Source organism: Pseudogemmobacter blasticus (assembly GCF_003071405.1).
GTDB classification, from domain to species: domain Bacteria; phylum Pseudomonadota; class Alphaproteobacteria; order Rhodobacterales; family Rhodobacteraceae; genus Pseudogemmobacter; species Pseudogemmobacter blasticus.
Genome location: NZ_CP020470.1, coordinates 2,075,618 through 2,087,582, shown reverse-complemented (window position 1 = coordinate 2,087,582; position 11,965 = coordinate 2,075,618). Strand labels below are relative to the sequence as shown.

Below are 11,965 nucleotides of genomic sequence, written 5' to 3'. Positions count from 1 at the left end.
CGAATTTCAGGCTGTTAACGGGTAGAACGAAGAAGTCTCTTTACAAGTGGTATTGCTTTGGCATTATCTAGTGTAGGGGAGGACAGACATGGCCGAGAGATCGACCGAAGCGCGACACAGGCATTCCGTCGGGCTGCATCACATTGCACCGGCCGAGACGTTGAGTCGCCTGCTGGAGGCGCAGATGGCCGCGGTTCAGGCGGTGCATACCGCGCTGCCCGCGCTGGAGGCCGTTGCCGAAGCAGCCTCTGCCGCGCTGCGCCGTGGCGGCAAGATGGCCTATGCAGGTGCGGGGTCTTCAGGGCTGATGGCGCTGGCCGATTGTCTGGAACTGCCCGGCACCTTTGGCATTCCCCCCGATCGCACGCCGATGCTGTTTGCCGGTGGCGCGGTGGCCCTGCTGCACATGACCGGCGATGTCGAGGATGATCCGGCACTGGCGGCGGCGGATTTCGCCGCGGCCGGGCTGGCGGCCGGTGACGTGATGCTTTGCCTGTCAGCCTCGGGGCGCACGCCCTATGCGCTGGAACTGGCCAGGGCGGCGAAGGCCGCGGGTGTGACGGTGGCGGGCTTTGCCAACGTGCCCGGGTCTGACCTTCTGGCGCTGGCCGATCTGCCCGTGCTGCTGGACACCGGCCCCGAGGTTGTTTCGGGTTCAACGCGCATGGGCGCAGGAACGGCGCAGAAGGTGGCGCTGAATCTGGTTTCGGTGCTGGTCGGCATCCGGCTGGGCCATGTGCATGACGGATTCATGGTGAATGTGGTCGCCGACAATGCCAAGCTCAAGGACCGGGCGGCCCGGATCGTGGCAGCCCTGTCGGGGGTGGACCATGCGGCGGCGCTTGCGGCGCTGGCCGTGACTGCCGGGGCGGTCAAGCCGGCCGTTCTGGTGGCAGGCGGGCGCAGCGCCGCGCAGGCGGACGATGATTTGAAGCGGTCGGCGGGACATCTGGCCCCGTATCTTGGGTAACGAAGCAAACCGGGCCCGACGAGGCCCGCACATAGGGAGAAGACGGATGACGAAGACCTTTCGGATGGCGCTTCTGACCAGCACGCTGCTGGCCGGACCGGCGCTGGCGGAAACCACGCTGACGATCGAAAGCTGGCGCAATGACGACCTGACCATCTGGCAGGACGTGCTGATCCCCGCCTTCAACGCACAGCACCCCGACATCAAGGTGGTCTTCGCCCCCTCGGCCCCCACCGAATACAATGCTTCGCTGAACTCGAAACTTGAAGCCGGCAGCGCGGGCGACCTGATCACCTGCCGCCCGTTCGATGCCAGCCTTGAGCTGTACAACAAGGGCTTCCTGGCCGATCTGAGCGGCCTTGCCTCGATGGCCAACTTCAGCCCGGTGGCGAAAAGCGCCTGGCAGACCGATGACGGCAGCGCCACCTTCTGCGTGCCGATGGCCAGCGTGATTCACGGCTTCATCTACAACAAGGATGCCTTCGACGCGCTGGGCATCGCCGTTCCGACGACCAACGAAGAATTCTATGCCGCGCTGGACAAGATCAAGGCCGACGGCACCTATATCCCGATGGCGATGGGTACCAACGACCAGTGGGAAGCCGCGACCATGGGCTACCAGAACATCGGTCCGACCTACTGGAAGGGCGAGGAAGGCCGTCTGGCGCTGATCAAGGGCGAACAGAAGCTGACCGACGAACCCTGGGTTGCCCCCTATCGCGAACTGGCGAAGTGGAAGGACTATCTGGGTGACGGGTTCGAGGCCCAGACCTACCCCGACAGCCAGAACATGTTCACCCTGGGCCGCGCCGCGATCTATCCGGCCGGGTCGTGGGAAATCTCTGGCTTCAATACGCAGGCCGAATTCAAGATGGGCGCCTTCCCGCCGCCGGTCGCCGCTGCGGGCGATACCTGCTATATCAGCGACCACAACGACATTGCGATCGGCCTGAATGCCAAGTCGCCCAATGCCGAAGCGGGCAAGGTGTTCCTGGAATGGGTGGGCAGCCCCGAGTTCGCCACGCTTTACGCCAATGCGCTGCCGGGCTTCTTCAGCCTGAACTCGACCCCGGTGAAGATGGAAGATCCGCTGGCGCAGGAATTCGTGTCCTGGCGCGAGAAGTGCAAGTCGACGATCCGCTCGACCTACCAGATCCTGTCGCGCGGCACGCCGAACCTGGAAAACGAAACCTGGAATGCCAGCGCCAATGTGATCAAGGGCACCGAGACGCCCGAAGATGCCGCCAAGCGCCTGCAGGACGGGCTGGCAAGCTGGTACGAGCCGCAGAAGTAAGCGCGGCCTGACTGGACGGAGCCGGGGGGCCATGCGCCCCCCGGACCCCCCGCAGGGTATTTTCACCAAGAGGAAAGGGCGAAGGCATGGCTTCCGGAAGGCCTGTGCGATGGCATATTGCCGTGTTTCTGGCCCCTGCGGTGGCTGTCTACACGGCGTTGATGATCATTCCGCTGTTCGGCACGCTGGCGCAGTCCCTGTTCAACGTCGATGGCACGGGGCAGCGGGTCTTTGTGGGCCTGCAGAACTTTGCCAGGCTGTTCGGCGAGGCGCTTTGGTCCAGGCAGTTCTGGAACGCCTTGGGCAACAATGCGTGGTTCTTTGTCATCCACATGCTGGTGCAGAACCCGGTGGGCGTGGCACTGGCGGCGCTCTTGTCCAGCCCCAAACTGCGGATGGCTGCCTTCTACCGCACCGCGATTTTCATTCCGACGATCCTCAGTTTCGTGATCGTCGGCTTCGTCTGGAAGCTGATCCTGAACCCGAACTGGGGCATTGCCAAGGGGCTGATGGGGCTGGTCGGGCTGGACGGGTTCTTCGTGCCCTGGCTGGGCAAGGAGGACTATGCGCTGACCACGCTGGCGCTGGTCTCGGTCTGGCAGTTCGTGGGCATTCCGATGATGCTGATCTATGCCGCGCTGCTGAGCATTCCCGACGAGGTTCTGGAAGCCGCCGAAATGGACGGCATCAGTGGCTGGTCGCAGTTCTGGAAGATCAAGCTGCCGCTGATCCTGCCAAGCATCGGGATCATCTCGATCCTGACCTTCGTTGGAAACTTCAACGCCTTTGACCTGATCTATGTGACGCAAGGCGCGCTGGCGGGCCCGGACTTCAGCACAGACATCCTGGGCACCTTCCTGTACCGCACCTTCTTTGGGTTCCAGTTGCAACTGGGTGATCCCTACATGGGATCGGCCATCGCCGGGGCAATGTTCGGCATCATCCTGATCGGGGTCAGCGCCTATCTTTTCGGCATCCAGACCCGGCTGCGGAGGTATCAGTTCTGATGTCCAGCGCGCGTACTTCCCTTGGCCGGACCGTGGCCGCCCATGCCGTGCTGATTGCCTATACGGTGATCGCGCTGTTCCCGGTGTTCGTCATTCTCATCAACAGCCTGAAGACGCGGAAGGCGATCTTCGGCGATCCGCTGGCCCTGCCACTTGGCAAATCCTTCGATCTGGTCGGCTACCAGACGGTGATGAAGCAGGGCGATTTCGTGCTGTATTTCCAGAACAGCATGACCGTGACGGTGGCCAGCCTGTTCTTCGTGCTGCTGTTCGGGGCCATGGCGGCGTTTGCCCTGTCGGAATATCGGTTCCGCGGCAACACGCTGATGGGCCTGTATCTGGCGCTGGGCATCATGATCCCGATCCGCCTGGGCACGGTGGCCATTCTTGAGATGATGGTGGCCAGCGGGTTGGTGAACACGCTGACGGCGCTGATCCTGGTCTATACCGCGCAGGGGTTGCCGCTGAGCGTGTTCATCCTCAGCGAATTCATGAAGTCGGTCTCGAACGATCTCAAGAACGCCGGCCGGATCGACGGTCTCAGCGAATACGCCATCTTCTTCCGGCTGGTGCTGCCGCTGGTGCGCCCGGCCATGGCGACCGTTGCCGTGTTCACCATGATCCCGATCTGGAACGACCTGTGGTTCCCGCTGATCCTGGCGCCGGCCGAGCAGACCAAGACCGTTACCTTGGGGGCGCAGGTGTTCATCGGGCAGTTCCAGAACGACTGGAACGCCCTTCTGGCGGCGCTGTCGCTGGCCATCGTGCCGGTGCTGGTGCTGTATCTCATCTTCTCGCGGCAACTGATCCGCGGGATCACTGCAGGAGCCGTGAAATGATCCGAGTGATGGTTGCCGGGCTGGGCAACATGGGGCGCAGCCATGCGCTGGCCTATCATCGCAACCCGGCCTTCGATCTGGTGGGGCTGGTGAACCGATCAGTGCCGGTGCTGGACCCGGCGCTGAACGGCTATGCCATCACGCCCGATTTCCACGAGGCCCTGCACCGGCTGAAACCCGATCTGGTCTGCGTCTCCACCTATTCCGACAGTCACGCCGATTTCGCCTGTGCGGCAATGGAACAGGGTGCGCATGTCTTCGTGGAAAAGCCGCTGGCAACCACGGTGGCCGATGCGCGGCGGGTGGTGGATTGTGCGCGGGCAAACGGGCGCAAGCTGGCGGTGGGCTATATCCTGCGCCATCACCCAAGCTGGATGCGCCTGATCGCCGAAGCCCGCGCCCTGGGCGGCCCCTATGTGTTCCGGCTGAACCTGAACCAGCAGTCCAGCGGCCCGACCTGGGAAACACACAAGGCGCTGATGCAGACCACCAGCCCGATCGTTGATTGTGGCGTGCATTATGTCGATGTGATGTGCCAGATCACCGATGCCCCGCCGGTCGAGGTGCGCGGCATGGGGCTGCGCCTGTCCGACGAGATTGCGCCCGAGATGTACAACTACGGGCATTTTCAGGTGATCTTTGCCGATGGCAGCGTTGGCTGGTACGAAGCCGGCTGGGGCCCGATGATGAGCGACACCGCCTTTTTCGTGAAGGATGTGGTCAGTCCGCGCGGGGCGGTGTCGATCCGTATGCCGGAAACGGCCCGGTCTGATGACCACGACACGCATACGAAAACCTCGATGCTGCGGATTCATCGGGTGGGCCAGCCGGACGAAAACCTGAACATGGCCGATGAGCCGGGCCATCAGGATCTGTGCGAACGCGAGCAGGCCTTCATGGCCCGCGCGATTACCGAAGATCTCGACCTGTCGCGTCATATGGAAGATGCGGTTCGGTCGCTGGCGGTGTGTCTGGCGGCGGATGAAAGCGTCCGCTCGGGGCAGCCTGTGAAATTGCAGGGGTAGGAACATGGGTGCTCTGGAACTGAAGGCCGTCGGCAAGAGCTTTGGCAAGACCGAGGTGATCCGCGGTGTCGATCTGACTGTCGAGGACGGCGAATTCTGCGTGTTCGTCGGCCCGTCAGGCTGCGGGAAATCCACGTTGCTGCGCATCATCGCGGGGCTTGAGGATGCCAGCGCCGGTGACATCCTGCTGGACGGGCAGCGGATCAACGACGTGGCACCGGCCAAGCGGGAACTGGCGATGGTGTTCCAGAGCTATGCCCTGTACCCGCACCTGACGGTGCGCGACAACATGGGTCTGGCGCTGAAACAGGCCGGGGTGGCCAAGGCCGAGATCGCCGCCGCCACCGACAAGGCCGCCGACATGCTGGCGCTGGGCCCGTTGATGGACCGGCGCCCGGCGGAACTGTCGGGCGGGCAGCGGCAGCGGGTGGCCATCGGGCGGGCCATCGTGCGGCGGCCCAAGCTGTTCCTGTTCGACGAACCTCTGTCGAACCTGGATGCCGCGCTGCGGGTGGCAACACGGATCGAGATCGCCCGCCTGCACCGGGAACTGGCGGCAACCATGATCTATGTGACGCATGATCAGGTTGAGGCGATGACGCTGGCCGACAAGATCGTCGTGCTGCGGGCGGGACGGGTGGAACAGGTGGGCGCGCCGATGCAGCTTTACAATGACCCGGACAACGTCTTCGTCGCGGGCTTCATCGGCAGCCCGCAGATGAACTTCCTCAAGGCCGCCGCGCTGGGCGAACAGGGCGAGACGCTGGGCATCCGGCCCGAGCATCTGGAAGTGTCCCGCAAGGCCGGCCGGTTTGCCGCACAGATAAGCCATGTCGAAAAGCTGGGTGGCGAGACGCTGGTCTATGCTCGGTCCGAAACCCATGGCCTGCTGACCACGCGGCTGTTCGGCGAGCATGACTTTGCGGTGGATGAGACCGTCCACCTGACCCCCCTTGCCGAGCGGGGCTTCCGTTTCGATGCCGAAGGACAGCGGATGCGCTGAGGCTACCGCCGCACCCCTTGCGGCACGCCGGGCAGCACGCAGAGCATCTCATAGACAAGATTCGCGCCGATCAGGGCGGTGTTGCCGCTTGGGTCATAGGGCGGCGACACCTCGACCAGATCGCCGCCAACAAGGTTCAGCCCGGCGCAACCCCGGACAATCTCTAGCCCCTGCCAGATGGTCAGACCGCCCGGTTCAACCGTGCCGGTGCCAGGGGCGAAGGCGGGGTCAAGGCTGTCGATGTCATAGCTGAGATAGACCGGAGCATCCCCGATCTTCGCGCGGATCTCGGCCATCAGCGGCACCAGCGACTTGTGCCAGCAGTCTTCGGCCTGCACCACCGTCCAGCCGTTGCGGCGGCCCCAGTCGAAATCGTCGGGGGAATAGCCGGTGCCGCGCAGCCCGATCTGGAACACCTTGTCATTGATCAGGCAGCCGTCTTCGAAGGCCCGGCGGAAGGGGCAGCCGTGGGCCACCTTTTCGCCGAACATCGTGTCGTTGATGTCGGCATGGGCATCGACATGAATCAGCGCCACGGGGCCATGTTTTTCGCGGATGGCGCGCAGGATCGGCCAGGTCAGCGTGTGGTCGCCGCCCAGCGTCAGCGGCAACGCGCCGGCGGCCAGAACGCCGCGGTGGAAGCTGGTGATGATGTCGACCGATTTCTTCAGGTCGAAGGTGTTGATCGGCACATCGCCGATATCGGCCACCTGAAGGTGGTCGAAGGGCGCGGCCCCGGTTGCCATGTTATAGGGCCGCAGCATCCGGCTTTCGTCACGAATCTGGCGCGGGCCCAGCCGGGTGCCGGGGCGGTTCGAGGTGCCGATATCCATCGGGATGCCAATGATGGCGACATCCAGCCCTTCGGCGCTGGCGGCGGCGGGTAGGCGCATGAAGGTGGCGGGGCCGCCGAAACGCGGCATCTCGTTGCCGCCAAGGGGCTGATTGAAGGGCATGGGCAGACCTCGGGCTCGCAGGGGCTACGCCCAGCTAGCCGCAAGCGGCGCGTCAGGGCAAGCCTAGCCGGTGTAGCTGCGCACCAGCGCGCTTGCGATCAGGCTCCACCCGTCGGCCACCACGAAGAAGGCCAGCTTGAAGGGCAGGGATACCACGGCGGGGGGCACCATCATCATGCCCATCGACATCAGGATCGCCGAAACCACCAGGTCGATGATCAGGAAGGGCAGAAAGACCAGGAACCCGATCTCGAACGCGCGCTGGATTTCCGACAGCAGGAAGGACGGCACCAGCAGCGACAGCGGCGCATCAGCCATGGCCGAGGGCGCGCGCGGGCGCAGCGCATCCAGCGTGGCGAAGGTTTCGGCGTCGATCCGGGCCGACATGAAGGTGCGGAAGGGTTTGGCGGCCTGGGCAAAGGCGGTGGCGATGTCCATCTCGTTGCGGCTGAAGGGGCCAAGGCCGGCGGTCCAGGCTTCGGTGAACACCGGGTCCATCACATACCAGGTCAAGAACAGCGCAAGGCTGATGATTAGCATGTTCGGGGGCGCCTGTTGCAGCCCGATGCCCTGCCGCAGGATCGACAGGACGGTGACGATGAAGGGAAAGCAGGTCACCATGACCGCCAACCCCGGCACCACCGACAGCACGGTGATCAGCAGCAGAAGCTGCACCGACCGCGCGGCCAGCGAATCCCCCTCGCCCAGGCTGAGCGTCAGATCCTGCGCGGCGGCGGGATGCGCCAGCAGCAGCGCGGCCAGCGCGGCCAGAACAAGCGCGCGTTTCACAGCCCGCCCTTCAGGTTTGCCACCTCGGTCAGCCGCACGGCCAGTTGGCCCGAGGCGTCGCCCTCAAGTTCGGTCAGCTCGCCCCGGGCGATCAGCCGGTCGCCCACATAAAGCTCGACCGGATCATCGACGCGGCGGTCCAGCGGCAGAACGGCATCGCGGCCAAGGCGCAGCAAGTCGCGCACCAGGGGGCGGGCGCGGCCGACCGAGATGGTGATCTCGATCGGAACCTGGGCGAAGGGGCTGCTGTCGGTCAGGTCATCCATGGGCGGGCGCCTCTTTGGCAAGGGTGAAGAAGCCGCGCACGGCGGCGGCGATTTCGGCGGTGACGCGCGTCAGATCGACCTTGGCCTCGGTGCTGCCCAGCCGCAGATAGACCTGGCCTTCGGGCAGCGTCGGTTCCTCTTCAAGGGTCAGCGGCAGGCCGGTGGCCTGTTCGATCAGGTCGGAAATGGCCGGGCGCACGGCCGGGTTCAGCACCAGCGTGACCGGCTGGTCTGCCAGCTCCTCGGCCATGGGCATCAGCCGCTCCAGAACCAGCGGCGCCAGCGTTTCCCGCGCGGTTTCGGGCAGCAGGCGATTGACCATTTCGGTCAGCAGCGGCTCCAGCGCCTTGAGGACATGCGCCCGCGCCTCCTGATAGGTGAAGGAAAGTTGTTGCAGGGTGCGGGCCAGATCGGCGCGGATGCGGGTCTGGTCTTCCGCCTGCGCGGCGACGGCATCGTCCCAGCCGGCCTTGTAGCCGGATTCATACGACGCCAGCTTCGCCTCTTCGATGGCGGCGATTTCGGTGGTGACAAGTGTCTGGCTGCGGCCGGGTGCGGCTGCGGTTTCGAATACCTCAAGCCGGGGCATCGGCATCAGGCCCGCTCCTCTTCCGGTTCCAGCCAGCCGCGCAGGATTTCGATGGTTTCGGTCTGGCGCTCGGCGATCAGCCGGCGCAGGCGGGTGGCCGGATCTTCCGCCGCTTCTTCCCCGGGCGCGTTGGCGGCGAAATCGACCATCGGCAGATCAGGCAAGGAAAATCCGTCCTGGATCTCGCCTGTCAGGGCTTCGGGGGCTGTGGCCGCACCGGGCAGCGCCAGCCGTCCCTCGGGGGCCGGAAGTTGCGCCGCAGCGCGGCCCGAGGCCAGCAGCGGCCGCAGCACGAACAGCCCAAGGATCAGCGCCACCAGCGCCAGCGCCGCGATCTGGATCGCCGCCATCACGTCGATCGGCCCCAGCGGCGGGATCAGACGGGTGGTGGCTTCGGTGCCCTGAACGGTCGGTTGGGTGAAATCCAGCGACTTCAGCGTCAGCACATCGCCGCGCGTCTCGTCCAGACCAACGGCCGAGGCGACCAGTTCGCGCAGCGCGGCCAGTTCCTCGTCGGACCGGGGTTGCCGGCTTTGCGTGCCATCGGCTGCGGTCACCATCTGACCATCGACCAGAACGGCCACCGTCAGGCGGCGGATGCCCCCCGGGCCGCGCGTCAGTTCACGCTGGGTTTCGGACACTTCGTAATTCACCCGCTCACGGGTTTCGCTGGTGCTTGATTTGCCATTGGCGCCAGGGCCGGCGTCACCTTCGGGCAGGTTCGACGCCACGGTAACCGCGCCGCCCGGCTCGGTTGCCTGCTGGCTGTGCTCCTCAGTCTCGGAGGAGATCGCAACCCGGCCCTGCGGGTCAATCTTGCGCTCGGTCAGCGTTTCGCGGTCTGTCACCAGATCAACCGCCACTTCAACCACGGCCTTGCCGGGGCCAACCCGCGCCTCAAGCAGGCGTTCGACGTTGTGGCGGATTTCGGCTGCGCGGCCCGAGGCAGCCGTTCCGGTGGCCGCGTCGGGCGCATCATTGGCCGCGATCAGGCCGCCGACGGTATCAATCACATGTACATCCTCGGGCCTCAGCCCCGCCACCGCCGAGGCGACCAGATGTTTCAATGCCCGCGCCTGCGATTCGGAAAGGTTGCCAGACGCCGTGGTGACCGTGACACTGGCCGTAGGGGTCTGGTCGCGGCGAAACGTGTCGGACGGACCTTGCGAGATATGCACCCGCGCGGCCCGGATTTCCGGCACCGCCAGAATCGTGCGGGCAAGCTCGCCCTCTTTCGCGCGCCAATAGGCGGCGTCGAACATCTGCGACGTGGTGCCGAAGCCGGTCAACTGGTCCAGCAGTTCATAGCCCTGACTGCCGGCCGACGGCAGCCCCTCGCCCGCCAGCGACATACGCAGGGCATCGCGGGCGTTGATGTCCACAAGGATGGAATCACCCCGCACCTCATAGGCAACGGCGCGCTGGTCCAGCGCGGCAATCACCTCGCCTGCGGCGCGGCCATCAAGGCCGGCGTAAAGCAGCACCATCTGCGGCCCGCCCGCCATGCGCGCCAGCGCCAGAACGGCCAGGAACATGGCCAGCGTGGCCCCGGCCACAACAAGCCGTCGGCGGAGGGAAAGGCCGGTCCAGACCGAGGTGACATTCTGCAGCATCATTTCTCCGCCGGGAATCCTTCCCGTGCGGCCAGAATGAGAGGGTTTGCCTTAACAATCGGTTAGTGACATTCGATCTAGTTTCGTTCCCGGACCGGAACGGAGGATGCCGTGGTCAATACCGCCGAGGCCGCACTGGATGCGGGGCCGAAACCGAAGACATCGAAGCTGCCGCTGCTGATCGGGGTTCTGCTGGCCCTGCTGGGCGGGGCGGGTGGCTTTTATGCCACCTGGTCCGGCCTGCTGTTCGGCCCCACCGCCGAATCGCACGATGCGGCGGAACCGGCCGCCGGGCCGTTGCCCGACATCGCCTTTGTCGCGATCACGCCCGTGGTGGTGACGCTGGGCGCCGAAGCGGGCAGCCGGCATCTGAAATTTACCGCCCAGCTTGAGGTGGCCAAACCCTATGCCGCCGAGGTGACGCTGCTGATGCCGCGTATCCTGGACGTGCTGAACAGCTACCTGCGCGCCATCTCGGTGGCCGAGATCGAAGACCCGTCTGCCATGGCGCGGCTGCGGGCGCAGATGCTGCGCCGGGTGCAGATCGTCACTGGCGAGGGGCGGGTGCGTGATCTGCTGATTACCGAATTCGTGCTGGACTGAGGGGGCGAAGATGGAGCTGATTTCAGATGCGCTGCTGTTTGCCGCCAGTCTTGGCGCGGCGATCTACTGCTATGTTCTGGCCAGCCGGCTGCGCCGCTTTACCACGCTGGAAGACGGCATGGGCGGCGCCATCGCCGTGCTGTCGGCGCAGGTCGATGACATGACCAGGGCGCTGGACAAGGCGCAGGGCGTGGCCGGCGGGGCAGAGCATCGGCTTGAGGAACTGACCACGCGGGCGGAAGGCGTGGCGCGGCGGCTGGAACTGCTGGTTGCCTCGCTACATGACCTGCCCGAAGCGGGGCCGGCGCCCGAAACGCCTGAATCAGAGCCTGAGTCTGACGATGACAGCCGCCGCTTGCGCTTTGTCCGCCGCCGCGCCTCCCGCGCCCCGATGGAGGCCGCAGAATGAGGCGGCGGGCAGGACGTGGGGCCCTGATCGTGATCGCGCTGCTTTTCGCCTCGTCCGGTGCGCTGCGTCTGGGCGATGGGCTGGGGGCCGGGCTTGCCCGTGCCGCCGAAGGGGCCTTGCCGCAGGACACGGGCGCCCCTCCGCCCGATTGCCCGCCCCCGCCCGAAGATCTGGCAAGGGCGCTGAAGCTGCGGGAAGACCGGCTGGCCGTGCAAGAGGCGGCGCTGGCGGACCGTTCGGCGGCACTCGCGCTGGCGGATCAGGCAATCGCCACCCGTCTGGCCGAACTCGAAGCGGCCGAGATCGAATTGCGCAAGACCCTTGCCCTGGCCGATGGCGCCGCCGAGGGCGATCTGGCGCGGCTGACCACGGTTTATGAAGCGATGAAGCCGAAAGACGCCGCCGCCCTGTTCGACGCGATGGAGGCGGGCTTTGCTGCGGGCTTCCTGGGCCGGATGCGGCCAGATGCGGCGGCGGCGGTCCTGGCCGGAATGACGCCGGAAAAAGCCTATGCCGTCAGCGCCATTCTGGCCGGCCGCAATGCCATGGCCCCGAAAGACTGACTTCGCCTCTTGTTAACCCGCCGGGGCGAGACTGCCGCC

The 11,965-nt window shown here is 65.4% G+C and carries 14 protein-coding genes; 9 read left to right on the top strand and 5 right to left on the bottom strand.

The features are described from left to right. Positions 1 to 88: 88 nt before the first annotated feature. The 6 genes from B6K69_RS10200 to B6K69_RS10175 all read left to right on the top strand — a co-directional run bounded on the left by B6K69_RS10200 (position 89) and on the right by B6K69_RS10175 (position 6,138). Complete coding sequence (locus B6K69_RS10200) at positions 89 to 970, top strand: N-acetylmuramic acid 6-phosphate etherase (protein ID WP_108643698.1); 882 nt, start codon at positions 89 to 91, stop codon at positions 968 to 970. A gap of 46 nt (positions 971 to 1,016) precedes the next feature. Beyond that, positions 1,017 to 2,264, top strand: a complete 1,248-nt coding sequence (locus tag B6K69_RS10195; RefSeq protein WP_107671777.1) for an ABC transporter substrate-binding protein — start codon at positions 1,017 to 1,019, stop codon at positions 2,262 to 2,264. Positions 2,265 to 2,350: 86 nt separating this feature from the next. Continuing rightward, complete coding sequence (locus B6K69_RS10190) at positions 2,351 to 3,271, top strand: carbohydrate ABC transporter permease (protein ID WP_107671778.1); 921 nt, start codon at positions 2,351 to 2,353, stop codon at positions 3,269 to 3,271. Continuing rightward, positions 3,271 to 4,110: a carbohydrate ABC transporter permease gene (locus B6K69_RS10185; RefSeq protein WP_108643697.1), complete on the top strand. Its 840-nt coding sequence runs from the start codon at positions 3,271 to 3,273 to the stop codon at positions 4,108 to 4,110. Before B6K69_RS10190 ends, B6K69_RS10185 begins: the two co-directional genes overlap by 1 nt. Next, entirely contained in the window at positions 4,107 to 5,135 is a 1,029-nt protein-coding gene (locus B6K69_RS10180; RefSeq protein WP_206340510.1) for a Gfo/Idh/MocA family protein, read from the top strand. The genes B6K69_RS10185 and B6K69_RS10180 overlap by 4 nt, the downstream gene beginning before the upstream one ends. A gap of 4 nt (positions 5,136 to 5,139) precedes the next feature. Next, a complete protein-coding gene (locus B6K69_RS10175) occupies positions 5,140 to 6,138 on the top strand; it encodes an ABC transporter ATP-binding protein (RefSeq protein WP_107671780.1) in 999 nt (332 codons plus the stop codon). Between the two features lie 2 nt (positions 6,139 to 6,140). Here B6K69_RS10175 and speB read toward each other — a convergent pair whose 3' ends face one another. The 5 genes from speB to fliF all read right to left on the bottom strand — a co-directional run bounded on the left by speB (position 6,141) and on the right by fliF (position 10,354). Further along, the gene (speB, locus tag B6K69_RS10170; protein WP_108643696.1) at positions 6,141 to 7,094 is read right to left on the bottom strand and encodes an agmatinase; all 954 of its coding nucleotides are present in this window, start codon (positions 7,092 to 7,094) and stop codon (positions 6,141 to 6,143) included. 63 nt (positions 7,095 to 7,157) lie between these two features. Further along, positions 7,158 to 7,883: a flagellar type III secretion system pore protein FliP gene (gene fliP / locus B6K69_RS10165; RefSeq protein WP_108643695.1), complete on the bottom strand. Its 726-nt coding sequence runs from the start codon at positions 7,881 to 7,883 to the stop codon at positions 7,158 to 7,160. Beyond that, positions 7,880 to 8,149 (bottom strand): FliM/FliN family flagellar motor switch protein, encoded by a 270-nt coding sequence (locus tag B6K69_RS10160; RefSeq protein ID WP_107671783.1) that lies wholly within the window; start codon positions 8,147 to 8,149, stop codon positions 7,880 to 7,882. The genes fliP and B6K69_RS10160 overlap by 4 nt, the downstream gene beginning before the upstream one ends. Further along, positions 8,142 to 8,744 carry a FliH/SctL family protein gene (locus B6K69_RS10155; protein WP_108643694.1) on the bottom strand — a complete coding sequence of 201 codons (603 nt, stop codon included), beginning with the start codon at positions 8,742 to 8,744 and terminating at the stop codon, positions 8,142 to 8,144. Before B6K69_RS10155 ends, B6K69_RS10160 begins: the two co-directional genes overlap by 8 nt. Continuing rightward, positions 8,744 to 10,354, bottom strand: a complete 1,611-nt coding sequence (fliF, locus tag B6K69_RS10150) for a flagellar basal-body MS-ring/collar protein FliF (RefSeq protein WP_108643693.1) — start codon at positions 10,352 to 10,354, stop codon at positions 8,744 to 8,746. The genes B6K69_RS10155 and fliF overlap by 1 nt, the downstream gene beginning before the upstream one ends. 108 nt (positions 10,355 to 10,462) lie before the next feature. Here fliF and B6K69_RS10145 point away from each other — a divergent pair, with 108 nt between their 5' ends. The 3 genes from B6K69_RS10145 to B6K69_RS10135 are packed head-to-tail and all read left to right on the top strand — an operon-like array spanning position 10,463 to position 11,926. After that, positions 10,463 to 10,954: a flagellar basal body-associated FliL family protein gene (locus tag B6K69_RS10145; RefSeq protein WP_228156711.1), complete on the top strand. Its 492-nt coding sequence runs from the start codon at positions 10,463 to 10,465 to the stop codon at positions 10,952 to 10,954. Between the two features lie 10 nt (positions 10,955 to 10,964). Continuing rightward, positions 10,965 to 11,363: a hypothetical protein gene (locus B6K69_RS10140; RefSeq protein ID WP_108643692.1), complete on the top strand. Its 399-nt coding sequence runs from the start codon at positions 10,965 to 10,967 to the stop codon at positions 11,361 to 11,363. Beyond that, positions 11,360 to 11,926, top strand: coding sequence for a MotE family protein (locus B6K69_RS10135; RefSeq protein WP_108643691.1), 567 nt, complete (start codon positions 11,360 to 11,362; stop codon positions 11,924 to 11,926). Before B6K69_RS10140 ends, B6K69_RS10135 begins: the two co-directional genes overlap by 4 nt. Positions 11,927 to 11,965 lie beyond the last annotated feature (39 nt).

Bases quoted from the DNA above. Each gene is read 5' to 3' on its own strand.
- B6K69_RS10195 (WP_107671777.1), top strand. From the start codon at position 1,017: ATGACGAAGACCTTTCGGATGGCGCTTCTGACCAGCACGCTGCTGGCC.
- B6K69_RS10160 (WP_107671783.1), bottom strand. From the start codon at position 8,149: ATGGATGACCTGACCGACAGCAGCCCCTTCGCCCAGGTTCCGATCGAG.
- B6K69_RS10180 (WP_206340510.1), top strand. From the start codon at position 4,107: ATGATCCGAGTGATGGTTGCCGGGCTGGGCAACATGGGGCGCAGCCAT.
- B6K69_RS10135 (WP_108643691.1), top strand. From the start codon at position 11,360: ATGAGGCGGCGGGCAGGACGTGGGGCCCTGATCGTGATCGCGCTGCTT.
- B6K69_RS10175 (WP_107671780.1), top strand. From the start codon at position 5,140: ATGGGTGCTCTGGAACTGAAGGCCGTCGGCAAGAGCTTTGGCAAGACC.
- B6K69_RS10185 (WP_108643697.1), top strand. From the start codon at position 3,271: ATGTCCAGCGCGCGTACTTCCCTTGGCCGGACCGTGGCCGCCCATGCC.
- B6K69_RS10190 (WP_107671778.1), top strand. From the start codon at position 2,351: ATGGCTTCCGGAAGGCCTGTGCGATGGCATATTGCCGTGTTTCTGGCC.
- speB (WP_108643696.1), bottom strand. From the start codon at position 7,094: ATGCCCTTCAATCAGCCCCTTGGCGGCAACGAGATGCCGCGTTTCGGC.
- B6K69_RS10200 (WP_108643698.1), top strand. From the start codon at position 89: ATGGCCGAGAGATCGACCGAAGCGCGACACAGGCATTCCGTCGGGCTG.
- B6K69_RS10140 (WP_108643692.1), top strand. From the start codon at position 10,965: ATGGAGCTGATTTCAGATGCGCTGCTGTTTGCCGCCAGTCTTGGCGCG.
- B6K69_RS10155 (WP_108643694.1), bottom strand. From the start codon at position 8,744: ATGCCGATGCCCCGGCTTGAGGTATTCGAAACCGCAGCCGCACCCGGC.
- fliF (WP_108643693.1), bottom strand. From the start codon at position 10,354: ATGATGCTGCAGAATGTCACCTCGGTCTGGACCGGCCTTTCCCTCCGC.